At 31.9% G+C, this 13,852-nt stretch carries 14 protein-coding genes; 9 read left to right on the top strand and 5 right to left on the bottom strand.

Annotation, left to right across the window (positions count from 1 at the left end; genetic code table 11):
• The 3 genes from ACKI4K_RS03330 to ACKI4K_RS03320 form a co-directional block, all read left to right on the top strand.
• On the top strand, positions 1–386 hold a 386-nt coding region (locus tag ACKI4K_RS03330), incomplete at its 5' end, for a C-terminal helicase domain-containing protein (RefSeq protein ID WP_407422270.1).
• Positions 387–563: 177 nt separating this feature from the next.
• Positions 564–1,589: an NOG1 family protein gene (locus ACKI4K_RS03325; protein WP_407422269.1), complete on the top strand. Its 1,026-nt coding sequence runs from the start codon at positions 564–566 to the stop codon at positions 1,587–1,589.
• Positions 1,590–2,008: 419 nt separating this feature from the next.
• Complete coding sequence (locus ACKI4K_RS03320) at positions 2,009–2,500, top strand: hypothetical protein (RefSeq protein WP_407422267.1); 492 nt, start codon at positions 2,009–2,011, stop codon at positions 2,498–2,500.
• A gap of 108 nt (positions 2,501–2,608) precedes the next feature.
• Here ACKI4K_RS03320 and ACKI4K_RS03315 read toward each other — a convergent pair whose 3' ends face one another.
• The gene (locus ACKI4K_RS03315) at positions 2,609–2,794 is read right to left on the bottom strand and encodes a hypothetical protein (protein ID WP_407422265.1); all 186 of its coding nucleotides are present in this window, start codon (positions 2,792–2,794) and stop codon (positions 2,609–2,611) included.
• Positions 2,795–3,007: 213 nt separating this feature from the next.
• On the opposite strand from ACKI4K_RS03315, the gene ACKI4K_RS03310 reads away from it, so the two are divergent.
• From ACKI4K_RS03310 to ACKI4K_RS03285, 6 genes are all read left to right on the top strand, one after another.
• Entirely contained in the window at positions 3,008–3,481 is a 474-nt protein-coding gene (locus ACKI4K_RS03310) for a hypothetical protein (RefSeq protein WP_407422263.1), read from the top strand.
• A gap of 201 nt (positions 3,482–3,682) precedes the next feature.
• Positions 3,683–4,405, top strand: coding sequence for a hypothetical protein (locus tag ACKI4K_RS03305; protein ID WP_407422261.1), 723 nt, complete (start codon positions 3,683–3,685; stop codon positions 4,403–4,405).
• 325 nt (positions 4,406–4,730) lie between these two features.
• Positions 4,731–6,596, top strand: coding sequence for a histidine kinase dimerization/phosphoacceptor domain -containing protein (locus ACKI4K_RS03300; protein ID WP_407422259.1), 1,866 nt, complete (start codon positions 4,731–4,733; stop codon positions 6,594–6,596).
• Positions 6,597–6,880: 284 nt separating this feature from the next.
• Positions 6,881–7,297: a hypothetical protein gene (locus ACKI4K_RS03295; RefSeq protein ID WP_407422257.1), complete on the top strand. Its 417-nt coding sequence runs from the start codon at positions 6,881–6,883 to the stop codon at positions 7,295–7,297.
• Between the two features lie 175 nt (positions 7,298–7,472).
• Positions 7,473–8,168: a DUF4013 domain-containing protein gene (locus tag ACKI4K_RS03290; protein WP_407422255.1), complete on the top strand. Its 696-nt coding sequence runs from the start codon at positions 7,473–7,475 to the stop codon at positions 8,166–8,168.
• 370 nt (positions 8,169–8,538) lie between these two features.
• Positions 8,539–8,832: a hypothetical protein gene (locus ACKI4K_RS03285; RefSeq protein WP_407422253.1), complete on the top strand. Its 294-nt coding sequence runs from the start codon at positions 8,539–8,541 to the stop codon at positions 8,830–8,832.
• 136 nt (positions 8,833–8,968) lie between these two features.
• On the opposite strand, the gene ACKI4K_RS03280 is transcribed toward ACKI4K_RS03285, so the two are convergent.
• The 4 genes from ACKI4K_RS03280 to ACKI4K_RS03265 form a co-directional block, all read right to left on the bottom strand.
• The gene (locus ACKI4K_RS03280; protein WP_407422251.1) at positions 8,969–9,514 is read right to left on the bottom strand and encodes a carboxypeptidase-like regulatory domain-containing protein; all 546 of its coding nucleotides are present in this window, start codon (positions 9,512–9,514) and stop codon (positions 8,969–8,971) included.
• Between the two features lie 124 nt (positions 9,515–9,638).
• Positions 9,639–10,364 carry a PrsW family glutamic-type intramembrane protease gene (locus ACKI4K_RS03275; RefSeq protein WP_407422249.1) on the bottom strand — a complete coding sequence of 242 codons (726 nt, stop codon included), beginning with the start codon at positions 10,362–10,364 and terminating at the stop codon, positions 9,639–9,641.
• Positions 10,365–11,085: 721 nt separating this feature from the next.
• Positions 11,086–11,721 carry a hypothetical protein gene (locus tag ACKI4K_RS03270; protein WP_407422247.1) on the bottom strand — a complete coding sequence of 212 codons (636 nt, stop codon included), beginning with the start codon at positions 11,719–11,721 and terminating at the stop codon, positions 11,086–11,088.
• A gap of 117 nt (positions 11,722–11,838) precedes the next feature.
• Positions 11,839–13,683, bottom strand: coding sequence for a pectate lyase-like adhesive domain-containing protein (locus ACKI4K_RS03265; RefSeq protein WP_407422245.1), 1,845 nt, complete (start codon positions 13,681–13,683; stop codon positions 11,839–11,841).
• Positions 13,684–13,852: the final 169 nt, after the last annotated feature.

The raw sequence follows: 13,852 nt of genomic DNA, 5'->3' as shown, positions 1-13,852 counted from the left end.
CATACATAAATAAATTAGAAATCGAAATAGCTTTAGATATCATTAATATTTGTCTTAATAATAGTATCAAAACAAAAGATATAGGAGTAATCTCCCCCTATAAAAATCAAGTTCGATTAATTAACAAAAAAACAAATGTGGATGTTAAATCAGTAGATGGATTTCAAGGAGGGGAAAAAGACATTATAATAATATCCCTGGTAAGAAGTAATGTTAATAAAGACATTGGTTTCTTAAATGATTTGCGAAGATTGAATGTTTCATTAACCCGCGCAAAGAAAAAATTGATTGTTATTGGTAATAGAGAAACATTAGAAAGTAATAAAGATTATAAAGAATTTTTAAAATTTTGTGAAGAATATGGACATATCCACACACATATATAAATGTTTATAGTGCATTTATAATTATGTCCTATTATACTCATTATATAAAACAAATAATATACCAACTGAAATATCACAACCTTATCCACAAATTTAATTAACCTGCCAAATCTAAACTATAGTATAGAAAGGTTGAGAGAGAAAGCATATAAGCAACTGATATTTAGAGTGATAATAATGATGATACCAACAATACCCACTCCCGAAGAACTATTGGACAAGGGATTCAGCAGGGGTAAAAAACAAGCCGACCTAATTAGAAGTCAAAAAATACCGAAGCATTTGAAGGGTAAAAGAATTGAAGAGAGAAGAGTAGTCACTTCCTGCCAGGTCATCAAAGACAAATTAAAATCAATTATCGATGCAGTCCCCGAAATTGAAGAACTCCATCCATTCTATCAGGATTATATTGACATTACAGTAGGTGTGGACGATTTGAAACAATCCCTTGGTGCGCTTAACTGGGCTTATGGAATTATAACTCAACTCGAAAAGGAATATGGTGCAAAGATTAGGAAAAATCCATCTGAAAAGGCAACAGCCATTCAAAAGCAAGCCTACGGAAGAATATCATCAGTTGTAAATAAGATCAAAAAGGATTTGGACTTCCTGGATTTTGCAAAACAAAATCTCAGGAATATGCCAACAATTGATTTTGAAGCGACCACAATAGTTATTGCCGGTTTTCCAAACGTTGGAAAATCAACTCTTTTAAGACAGATTACCGGCGCCGATCCGCAAGTTGCAAACTATCCATTTACAACAAAAGGAATCCAAATTGGACATACTGAAATACACTGGAGAAGCATACAAATCATTGACACTCCCGGATTATTGGACAGGCCCGTTTTAGAAATGAATGATATTGAAATGAATGCGATAGTGGCTTTGGAGCATTTGGCTGATGCAATCCTATTTATTTTTGACGCATCTGAAACATGCGGATTCCATCTTGAAAACCAATACAACCTGCTTAAGCAAATCGAAAAAATATTTTCTGAAATACCAGTTTATTATCTATTCAATAAGATGGACTTGATAGAAGATAGAGAATACCTTGACCAATACATAGATGATATGGACAAATCCATTTTCATATCAGCCATTGAAGGTGAGGGCGTTGACGAAATCAACAGAATCATCCGTTCCATTAAAAAAATAGACCGCTCCCCTGTTGAGGAAGAGGATGATGAATATTATTAATTAGCAATGAGAAGTTGCTAATTTTTAATTTTATTTTTTTTTTAATCGTGGGGAGACTATATAAACCAGATTTCCGGATTAAACTCTTTTTAGAATGATTACTGCTGAAAAAATAATTTCAAAAAATGATTATGATAAATCCATGGATGTAAAAAATCTTTTAATCCATTTTTGTTTTTAAGATATTACAACCAAAATTTAGACTTTAAATTTCGAATAAGAGTTTTATAATTTATGATTTTTCATTTAAACGGTTCATATTTCTTTATTATACTTTTTAAGATGCAAGTGGGTACTTACATTCGAAAAACTTTATATATGGCATTATCAATATAATTAATTGTGCAAAGGGGTGTTAATTGAAATTAACACAGCACATTTCATAATAAAACATTGATAAAATTCAAAGAGGTGAAAATATGGACATCAAAAGAAATTTATTAGTCTTACTTGCAATATTTTGTGTAATTGGATCTGCAGGAATTGCTTGTGCTGCAGATAATGGAGGTTATGTTGAAAGTAACTTCCAAGGTATAAACGATGTTAGTGGAACTCAACAAGGTTTAGAACATGGAACAGAATTAGCTCTAGACGATCAGCAAAGCCCTGAATCTGGAGCAGGATTACCTCAAGAAAATCAAACTAATCATGAACATAGTGCAGGGTCACCTCTAGAAAACCAAACCGGTAAAATGATTGGAAACACTACCGGCAATGGAACTGGAAATGCAACAGGCAATGCAACTGGGAATGCAACAGGCAACGTTACTGCAGGAAATGTTCACAACACAACTGGTAACACAACCAATGCAACATCAACCCATGCCTTGTTAACTACCGGTAACCCAATCTTAGCATTATTAACAGTATCCGCCATTATCGGCTGTTATGCGGTAGTCAAAAGGGAATAATCTTATTTCCTTTTTCCCGGTAATCTTTTTATTCATTTCGATTAAAGCATGAATCTTCATCATGCTTTAATTTCTCCATATTTTTAATTATTTTCAATCTGTTTTAACTCATTGATTCTCTTTATAATGGTTTTTCAGTCCATCCATTATGCCCCCCGCGTTTTCTTCAGGAAGCCCTTTAATATCCTCATCGTCGCTTATCCACCGAGTGTTACAAACGATTTGCAAGCGACATGTAATTATTCCGCATATTCCTGCAGATGTTTCGTTTAAAATTTGGAAAATTAACAGCATATAAAAGTTTTTTAAAATAGGTTATTTCTTAAAATAGCTTTTTTTAAGTATTTATTTTATTATTAAAGATGTAAGTGAGTACTTACATTCGAAAAACTTTATATGTGAGCTTATTCATATATTTACTTGTGCTATGAAGTGTTAATTTGAAATTAGTGAAAGTTGATTTCAAATTAATTTTTCATACACTAAAAATTTATTAATGGTGATAGAATGAATTTTAAAGACAGCATATTAGTATTACTTATGATATTTTGTGTTGTATTATCTGCCACAGCAGTTAGTGCAGCCGACAACAATGATCAATACCTAGATGAAAGTCATGATGGACATGACGGTGCAATTATTCCACCGGACAACAGTCACGATGAAGTAAAACATGCCGCAGGTGAAGATTACTACCTGGACGGAAGTCAGGATGGACACAACGGTACAATCATTCCACCTGATTATGCCCACAACGAAGAAGCAATGATGAACGCAACTAACACAACATGCAATGCAACCGGAAACACAACCTGCAATGCAACAGTACACGCTGCTGGAGAAAATCTTCACAACACAACCGGCAACACAACCAATGCAACATCAACCCATGCCCTGTTAACTACAGGTAACCCTATCTTAGCATTACTGGCAGTGTTTGCAGTTATCGGCGGTTACAGCATAATTAGAAGAAATAAATAATTTACTTCCCATTAACCTTTTTAATATGAAAGCATGATTGTTTATCATGCTTTTCTCCCTTATTTTTAGATTTGCAAAAACAGTGAATGGTATTTCAGACCGAATTAAGATGACATTGCAAATCCTCAACCAAAATTTCAGAGCGCTCAATTTTAACTTAAACTTTTATATGTCTTGACGATAAACATATAATTTGATATAATGAACAAGACGATTAAACTTTTATTTGCAATAGTAATATTATTAATTGTTTTTGCGGGAATAATAACCTTAGAACAACAGGGATTCCAACAAACCACCGAAATTTTAGATGAATATACAACAATACTTGGAAAGAACTCCAATGGTACCGTTTACAAGATAACCTGCGGTAACAATTCATCTAATGATACTGCAATAGTAATATTGGGCGTCCATAGCCTTGAAAGCGGCATCCATAACGCCACAAACGAATCAATAATAAATTTCACTAAAGCGAATGACCTTGATAAGAAGTTTATCGTATACTTCATTAAACTCAATTTTAAAGATAGCGGAATGAACACCAGCGATTATGATACCAACAGACATATGGGGGAAATGCTGGCCAATGAATTTGTCCTTCCAGACATTGAGAAATATAACCCATATATTGTCGTTGATGCACATGAAATGGAAAGTTATTGGGACGAACAGAAGTATGTTGGTGTAATTGACAATAAGTCAAGTGTAGAAATGGAGTATGCAAATAAGATAAGTGACAATTTAAGCTATCCGATATTTACAATCAAGGCAGGCACTTCACCAAAATGGGTAACAATACCAATCGAAAAGAAGAACCATAATGTGATCCTATTTGAGACTCCTCAAAAAGATAGCCAAGACAAGAAAGCGCAAACGGCAAGAGATTTGGTTAAGACCATTGATAGTCTGCCCGTTTATTGAAGCGCATTGATGCTGAAATTTGAAAATATGATTCATCAATTACTCTCCAATAATTTTTTAACCTAAATAACAGCTATTATTTTAGCTGTAATATAGGCCAATGGTGCTAAAAATAATGTTTGATTTTCATTATTTGAATTGAAATGACTCCCATTTAATTAAAACATACCCCCGACCTTTCATTGGATGATGATTGCAGTGAATCTTTTCGGCAGGTATTCAAAACAAATGAATTATTTTTAATGTCTATTAAACATTATTCATCATTAGTGGATTTAAATATAATAACCTACATATATTTATACATATTGTGTAGGGTGTTGTAATGAGAGTTGAAAAGGAATATAGATATTTAGAGGGCATTGATGAAATCCGTATTTTTAATGCAAGCCAAAAAGACTTTTACAAACCTGCACCCAAGGAGTTTGATATTGAGGATATTCCCCTACAGGAACTCATAAATAACATCCCCGTCGAAATTCATTCACTGATTCCTTATGAGGAAGGCAAGGATTTCATTGTACAACATATCGGCAAATTTACTCTCAACAAATATCATTGTACCTCCGATGATGTAAAAGGCAGATTATTAAGCAAACTATCCCCATTATTTTATGAAATACTATATGATGATTTAATTGATGTTTATAAAAACAACAATGTGAAAACAATAAGATTCGCATACTACAATAAAAATAAATTATCAAAACTAAGCAATGCAAAAATAGTTTTCGACAATGAACGAATATTTGTAACAAGCCACAATATCGATACGGAAATTAGCAGCCGCGTTGATTCAGAATATAGGGATTTTGATGAAGACAAAACAGACATAATGGAAAATTTTTCACAAACAGGCAGCTATTATAACATTAATGGAAAATATACCTGGTCACAAGGAGTATTCAACATTATAAATCGTGCAAAAGAAGAAGCTGATGATTATTACAATATAGTTTTTGATTTGGCAATTCCCGAAGATCAGCACATTGTAAATAAAATTTTTGAGAGTACCAATAATAAAACAACACAATGCGAGGAAATTATTCGCATCAGAACTAAAGATGGCATTTTAAAAATTATAGAACTTAATATTTATTCCTATTTTGATGAAAGCGGCGTCATCATTCGCCAGGGACTGATAAATGATATAACAAAATACTCTGATGATGAGCTAACAAAACCTGTTGATTTTCTACTGAACGGTTTTGAAAACAGCACAAAATTGGCCTTGTTAATCGAACCGTTAAATCCCAAGCAATTTAACTTCTCCAGAGGTTTTTATGACATACTTGAAAAAGATTATAAGAGATATTATCATTCCAAAGATATTTTAAAGAATATTGCTGAAAAAGACACCATTCAAAGGATAAACAATCTGATTGACGGTGAATTGAATAAAATTGACGAAAGTTTTACTTATTATATCGATGGAAATCCGGAAAATAAAAAGGTTGTTGAGCTATACATTGAACGCTTTGAATATGGGAATTCCACACACAGCATAGGTTTTCTAACAGACATCACTGAAGGGCAGGAAAATTATGAACAGCTAATCAAATCCAATGAACAGCGGTTGATTTTAATCAAGGAAATCCACCACAGGGTTAAAAATAACTTGCAGATTTTAAATAGTTTTTTAAATCTTGAAAAAAGAGCATATTCCAACGATCCAGATTTGATAATTGAACATATGCAGACACGCCTGACCTCACTGGCATTGCTGCATCAAAAGACCTATAACTCAAAGGATTTCAAAAATATTAATCTAAATGAATATCTAGAAGATCATGACAGACAGACAATGAATGTAATTGATTCACCTAACCATATTGAGTTTGAAACCCACGTGGATGAGAACTTAAGCCTAACGATTGAAGTCATCACCCCCTTACTTCTAATAATCGATGAAATAACCATGAACGCCATTAAACATGCATTTCCAGATAACTCAAAAAACAATAAAATAACAAAAACAATAAAAAGTTTAGGAAATAATACTGCCGAGCTAATCATAAAAGATAATGGTGTCGGTTTAAATGATCTGGATAATATCAGCAAAAATTTAGGCTGCGAAATAATTAAAAGCCTGACTAAACAGTTAGGTGGAAATATCAGTCTAATTAAACAGGAAAAAGGAACTGCATATAAATTAATTTTTCCAACTGAAATGGAACATACCATCGAATAGCCAATAGTATGTTTCAATTGTTAAATTACTGATTTTGCTTTTGAAAATTAATAATCTCTGATTTTCTTTATTGGATTTCAATCAGCATCCAATTTAATTAATGCATGACCACTACCCTTCATGGATGATGATTGAACTGAATTTTTTAATGCAAAAATATTCAAAACTTAAAAAATGGATAAACTTTTAAAAATTCATTGAAAAAAAAAGTAACTTCTATAAATTACAAATTACAAATATCATATTATCCAATGGTAATCCATTAGAAAAATCAGGGTGAAATCATGAAAAAAACAATAAAACTCTTAATCGCAACAACCGCAATACTTCTGGTGATTGGTGTAGTGTCTGCAGCCAATCCGGCAGATATATTCAAAGCCCCATCAGGATTGACTGCTTCAGGCAATGACACATTTGTAGATGGGCAAAATCACAACATTCAGATATTCAATTACACTGATGAATTATACTCCAAATGGTTTAAAAATGATTCTGTTTTTTCAATAAGCCAATATAAGAATACAAAATTCTTCAACAAGAATTATGAAAAACATTACGGAATTCTTGAGATTGTCGAAAAGGATGGCAACAAATATATCATTGATAGTTGGACTCCTAAAAGTCCTAATGAGTTAAATGTACTCAAAAAGAATTTGGAGGATTTCAACAACATCAACAATTTAACACCGATTGCAGTATAAGTGTTACATCATGTAACACTTTAATCACCAATATTTTAATTTGAAACGAATGTTTTTTAGCATATTATTATTCCATGTTCACTACCGCCAAAGCATCATCCCCAAAAGAAATTTTCAAAACACAAATAATGTTTTTATTGTTTGAAAAACATAGTTTCTAGTTGGAGCAGTTCTTATGAGATTATTTTTCGACAACATCTGCGATGCGGTAAAGTATGCCCTAAGCGACAAAAAGGGAATCATAATAATCAGTGCCCTGTTGGCCATTACATCCTTTATCAACAAAGACGGTTTTCTTAACTCCTTTTGGAAACTGTTCACCGTAACTCTGCTTATTGTTATGGGATATGGATCATATGTCTCATGGTATACCCTTAAAGGTTCAGACAAACATCCAAAAATCAACAATTTAAAAAAGATGATTTGGGAAGGCTTCAAAAAATCCGTCATTACATTTATCTATTCCATAGGACTAACATTCTTTCTTCATCAGGCAAAACATAACTTAAACGGCAACATCATAATCGCATTAATTTACATCATCCTATTTGCATTGACATATCTGTGTTTAATCGCAGGATTATTAAACCGCTACCTGCATAAAGGACAATTTTTAAAGGCATTTAATTTGTTTGAAATAATTGATTTAATACAGATATTTGACATTAAATCTTTTATAAGAGTTATAACTGCGGTTATCATCTCACAGGCATTTGCAATTTCAGTGATTATCGGATTCACTAACGGATTCAGTCTGATTGAATTGCTGTTCTCCATTTCAACATTCTTTTTGTCACCGTTTTTATATATCGCTACAAAAAGACTTGTCGGATTAAACGTCCGCGAACTGCTGAAAAAAAGCTCGAAATAATGCTTTAACATGAATGCCCTGCACTGCAGGACATCTAACTTAAACATTTAGAAATACTTAATAACATTATTGGAAGTTTGAAAAAATCTAATGAATTTACTTGCAATGTGAGGAAATGTGGGGCATTTTTTGGCTAAAAATTTCATGTCTCCAAAATTGACAAAAATAACCATCAGCATACTGTCAAATCAAAGATATTGATGAAAACCAACCACAAAATTAGGATTGAAAGGATGTCCTCACAAAATTTTTTAAAGAATAAATATAAACAATTTAAATAACTGAATAAACTTGAAGTTTATGCACGAAGAATATTGCTGGATGCCAAAAGCATCAGCAAGAATTATAAGAATACTCAGAAGATGATGTAATGATTAGCAGTGAAGAAAAAGAAAAAATCAAAAAAGAGATAGTGGACAAAATAAACTCTGTTTTAGATAAAAATGGTGAATCATTCAGGTTGGATAAAGTAAATGTCCTAAATACAAAGGAAACAGTTAAATTCATGGGAAATTACAGGGTTTATGACAGAAGAAAATATGACTCCATTTCCAGAGAGATTAATTCTTTCTTAAAGAAATACGGAGATGTTGACATAAAATCTAAAAAAATCAGAGATAGCGGAATGAAATTTACAGCAGTAAGCTTCAATTTTGAACTATGAAATTTCAATATATGGGCTTTATGAAACATCTAAATTATTAAATGGTGTTTGACTGTGAACCGTATCCTTTCGGATAAATTTCTCGGCTTTCTCCATAATTTAAAATAAAAAAAAGAGATGGTTTGCACCATCTTATTCATCCGCTCTGATTGATTGGAACTTCATTGATAGGAGTTTCGTTTTCAAATGGATGGGATCCAAGACCCTGACCGCCATTTGCATCCGCATAGCCTGAAGAACTTCCACCGCGGTTGTAGGTGTTGGTGTTTGCAACTGAATTGCCGGAAGCCTGTGAAGCTGTATTGTCAGTAGTATCACCTGTAACGGTTATGGTCAATTTGGCTGTGCATGCCTTGTATTTGTCGTTTCCACTGTAGTCGACTATGACATCATAGTTTCCAGCATCTTCACCATTAATTGTCAGATAGCCCCTGCCGCTACTGTCGGTGACTACGGAATACTTTTCATTATTGTTGTAGGTAATGTTCACGATTTCTCCTGCAATGGGATTGCCACTTGCATCTTTAAGTTCGAATTTCACCTGCTCTCCATTCTGTACTGTCTTGTTGTTTAAGAAATTGATTTGTGTCTCTGCCTTGTCGTTTGAGTGGCCAAAGATTAGGAAGGCACCGACGGCAATGATTATGATAATCAATACTGCTATAATTATATTCTTATTCATAATTTCACCTTATATAAAGTTAAGTTATTATAACATCACTTTATAGTTTATTCATTATCATATAAAAAGATTTGAATTGAATGTTTTTGAAATAAATATTCAAAACTAAAATAAATCAACAGCATTATAAGCTTTTGCAATATCTATAAAACCTAATTTCTGTTATAACTGTGAAAATTATCAGGGCAATCATATAGATTAACGGGAGCATCAGGCCTATAAGATCAATTGTGCCCATTGATGATTGAAGTAAATTGGCAGCATTTCCAATCAGTGTTGTTGAAAAGTCACAACAGCCATGCATTAATATTGGTACTGCAAAAGCTAGTGCCAATTCCTTTTTCATTGTTTTTGAGTCATTATTCAATTTAGCAACTTTGTATTCGTAGAGATGCACTCCCATGAAAATCTGCCACATGATATGGAATGGGAAGAATGCTCTGAATATGCCTGCCAGTCCTCCGGATGAAGCTATTGTGGTTTCAAGAAGAGTGAATCCGAATGCCGCCAAAGCAAAAATAAACATATAATCAAATTTTGATTGGAATTGCGATTTTTTCAAAGAAAAGGATCCTGCGGAAAATTTCATCAATTCCTCTATTAAACCAAACATGATAAATGCCTTTAAAAATTCATATAGTAGGCCATCCTGAGGAATATTAAGTACATTGATAAATATGGAACCTAGTATTATTTGAAGAATAAATGCGCCTATAAATCCTACTACAAGCCCCATGAGTATGGTTTTAATTATAAATTTTTTATCAAGCCTATAGTCTTTAGGTGCTTTAAGATATGCTGGCAATATCCATAAAGCCATTATTATTGCAGTCAAGATTCCCATAATCATATAAAATCAACAAATCTGCTTATTTCATTGATTATATTTGAAACTAATCCAATATATAGTAGGGGCATGTCCTTTTGTTAGTTGGGATTTTAGTCTTCTCATCCATCCATTTTTTCTGTTGTAGTTTAAAGCGAAACTTTTCCTTTAATATTCAAAACTAGGAATATGAATAATGATTTTAGTACCATTTATTTATGAACACATACTCATTCAGGTATGAAATATAAAAAACACAAACTTACTCTTTTTTCAGGATTTTAGGTTTTACAATAATTCACTTTTGAGTTTAGTATATCTTTAAAATTTTATTTACAAATGGTGCCTGGTCAAATTTTTGAATAATTACCCGAATTCTCAAAACAAATTAAGAAAAATTTTTCATAAAATTGTAATCATCAATCCCCATAAATTTTTTATTAATTAAAACTGTTTAAATCGAAAAATAAGTAATTTGATGAATTTTAAAGAATTAACCATCACCCAAAAAAATATGTTAATCCTCAACTAGCGAATATTTAAATCGAATGTTAAAATATATAATATTCAAAACATGAATATATTTTGAAAAAATAATAAAAATTTTGAAGTGCACCTTGCACACAGACACGATTACACAAAAACAAAAAAACAGATACAAATAAAAAAGATGGTAATGTTTGCCATTACATGCAACATTACCTTATTTATTTTCTAACAGGTCAATCCCGTTACTAATGGATGACTAGCCCTGAGCAGTATTGTTAGTTGAATTTCCTCTATTCAGATCATTAATGAGCTTTATATATTCATCCACGGTCAGACCTACACCGATGTCCGAACTACTGTAGACAATAATACCATTTGAATTAACAGCTACGCCTAATCCATCAAGCCATATCCAATCATCAACAGATGAATTTCCACCAGAATTTCCACCAGAATTTCCACCATCATTACCAGTACTTACAGTTGCAGTATAACTAGTTTGTTGAGCGGGATTGTCCGCACTAGAACCAGCATCAACAGTTATGGTAGCCTTGGCGTCACATCCATTATATTTGTCATCACCGGCAAAAGCAACTTCAAGATCATATTTTCCGGAAGCGATGCCGAAAATAGTCAGATATCCTTTACCATTTTGATCAGTAGTTACTGTATACTTTTGATTATTGAAAGTCAAGTTTACGGTTTTGCCTGAAAGCGCATTGCCTTGAGCATCCTTTAGTTGAAATTTCACCTGCTCTCCCATTTGGAAAGTCTCATTATTTGTAATATCCACTTGTGTATTTGTCTTACCAAACTGCTGGCCGAACAGTAAAAAAGCACCAGCGGCTATGATAATAACAACCAATATTGCAATTATTATATTTTTATTCATTAATTTCACCTTTTCATATATATAATAATACTATTTGTCATGTTTATTCATGATAATATAAAAATCTTTTGAAATGATTCCGGATGGCTCTTTCAAAAGCCTTGTTGATTTTTAAAATCAAGTTTTCACTTTTGTTTGAATTGAATGTTTCATGAAGATATAACCATTATTTAATATTGTTTTTGATTCTTCTTTTATTTTTGGATTTATTAATGTTAATTCGTTTTTATTGATTATATTATAAGAATCATTATTATCAAAAAGTGTTTTTTCAACAGTTAAAGATTTTCCATTGTTATCGATTACAGATTCTTTGCTCTGATTTTTTATGAAATTTCCATGAAATATGCTTAAATCGGATTCGTCGCCATCATTTAATATAATCTGATTGGATTGGTTGGCCTTAAAAGAACTATCATTAATCTGCAAGAAATCTTTATTGAGAATAATGTTATCTGGAGATTCATTCTGCATAATTTCACAGCTAATAATTTTAAAATTCCCTTCATCATTGATTATTGTTCCAGAATTAAGTGCAGTATTTCCACAGATTCCTGATTCGGCAATGGTTAACTCAGATCTATAGTTAACTATTGCACCCCCATAATCTGCAGAGTTATTAAAAAGCCTGGATTCCGTTACAACTAACACTCCAAAATTATTGAATATTGCTCCGGCTTTGTGAGCAATATTGTCATACATTTTTGATTCTGTTATTGACAGCTTGCCGAAACCGTTTTTTACAGCTCCCCCATCAAGACTTGCGCTGTTTTTAAAAATTTGGGATTGATTAATATTTAACTCAGCATTAATCCCATTATTTATTGCTCCAGCAGATTCCTTTGCAGTGTTATCAAAAAATTTAGATTTTGAGATATTCAACACACCATCCCTATTATTTACTGCTGCTCCACCAATGTCTGCGGTGTATTTATTAAATGTTGAATCGATTATTATTATTTTCCCCGAATTGGATATTGCTCCGCCATTTGCTGGAGATATTGTTCTAGGAGTAAGGGATTTTACTGTGTTAGCGTAAAATGTACATCCTATTATGGTTAATTCACCACTATTTCCTAATGCTCCACCATCTCCATCCAAAAATCCATTTATAAATTTAATATTCTTTAAGGTGATATTTTTTCCTGTAGAATGAAATATTCTTCCTAATTTTTGAGCATCGATTGTGTGACCATTTCCATCGATAATTAAGTTGTCCTGATTGATATTTATCCCATACTTATATAAACAATCTTCATTATTTTCAATATTTAACCTAATATCATTTTCAAGTTTTATTTCATTAGTCCCACTGTGAATTAGATTATTTAGATAAGAAAAATCTCTTTGATTATCTTCTAATGATTCTATATCAAATATTTTACCAAAACTTTCAATATTTTCCAAAAACTTTCTGGATTCTATAAAGCAATGATTATCATTTGTTATTGATTTTCTTCTATCTGATGAAAGAGTCCTTTTAATAATTAATTGATTATTATTTTGGATATCATTTGATGAACCTGCATGATTCTTTTTAAATGACAAATTCTGTATTCTTATAGTTCCCTCATTGCATATTGCTCCACCATACTTATTTGCAATGTTTTCAACTAGTGCCGAATTGAAGATATATAATTCCTTACTTTCATTATATATTGCTCCACCATTTTCATGTGTAATTCCATTTGTCAATGTAATATTTTTTATTGTGACATTATTTCCGCTACAATGGAATATTCGTGTTTTTATACGGGCATCAATTCTATGGCCATTTCCATCAATAATTAAATCATCAACATCTAATTCAATCCCATCCAAGTATTCTGTTTTTTCATTATCTTCTAAACTTATATCTGAATCCAAGATAATTTCTTTAACGCCACTATGAATTAAATTATCAAGATATCTAAAGTTATTACTAGAATTAAATGTATTTTTAATCTTGTCTAAAAAGCCCATTTTCAACACCCATATTTTATTATTTATTGTTGCTTTTATTAAATCTTCATATTTTTGATTTTCCCTAGAAAAAGTTTTGCTGTTTGAATTAATGTTTACAATGTGTAATGCAATACATTAAAATAATCAAAATTAAGAATTTTCTGTAAAGTCCCTTCAGCTCACATTC

Origin of the sequence: Methanobrevibacter sp., assembly GCF_045644645.1 — an archaeon.
GTDB lineage: Archaea > Methanobacteriota > Methanobacteria > Methanobacteriales > Methanobacteriaceae > Methanocatella.
Note: the sequence above shows the minus strand (reverse complement) of the source record. Positions and strands in the feature narration are given on the sequence as shown.

Bases quoted from the DNA above. Each gene is read 5' to 3' on its own strand.
- ACKI4K_RS03295 (WP_407422257.1), top strand. From the start codon at position 6,881: ATGAAAAAAACAATAAAACTCTTAATCGCAACAACCGCAATACTTCTG.
- ACKI4K_RS03320 (WP_407422267.1), top strand. From the start codon at position 2,009: ATGGACATCAAAAGAAATTTATTAGTCTTACTTGCAATATTTTGTGTA.
- ACKI4K_RS03275 (WP_407422249.1), bottom strand. From the start codon at position 10,364: ATGATTATGGGAATCTTGACTGCAATAATAATGGCTTTATGGATATTG.
- ACKI4K_RS03290 (WP_407422255.1), top strand. From the start codon at position 7,473: ATGAGATTATTTTTCGACAACATCTGCGATGCGGTAAAGTATGCCCTA.
- ACKI4K_RS03325 (WP_407422269.1), top strand. From the start codon at position 564: ATGATGATACCAACAATACCCACTCCCGAAGAACTATTGGACAAGGGA.
- ACKI4K_RS03285 (WP_407422253.1), top strand. From the start codon at position 8,539: ATGATTAGCAGTGAAGAAAAAGAAAAAATCAAAAAAGAGATAGTGGAC.
- ACKI4K_RS03305 (WP_407422261.1), top strand. From the start codon at position 3,683: ATGAACAAGACGATTAAACTTTTATTTGCAATAGTAATATTATTAATT.
- ACKI4K_RS03280 (WP_407422251.1), bottom strand. From the start codon at position 9,514: ATGAATAAGAATATAATTATAGCAGTATTGATTATCATAATCATTGCC.
- ACKI4K_RS03310 (WP_407422263.1), top strand. From the start codon at position 3,008: ATGAATTTTAAAGACAGCATATTAGTATTACTTATGATATTTTGTGTT.
- ACKI4K_RS03270 (WP_407422247.1), bottom strand. From the start codon at position 11,721: ATGAATAAAAATATAATAATTGCAATATTGGTTGTTATTATCATAGCC.
- ACKI4K_RS03265 (WP_407422245.1), bottom strand. From the start codon at position 13,683: ATGGGCTTTTTAGACAAGATTAAAAATACATTTAATTCTAGTAATAAC.
- ACKI4K_RS03300 (WP_407422259.1), top strand. From the start codon at position 4,731: ATGAGAGTTGAAAAGGAATATAGATATTTAGAGGGCATTGATGAAATC.
- ACKI4K_RS03315 (WP_407422265.1), bottom strand. From the start codon at position 2,794: ATGCTGTTAATTTTCCAAATTTTAAACGAAACATCTGCAGGAATATGC.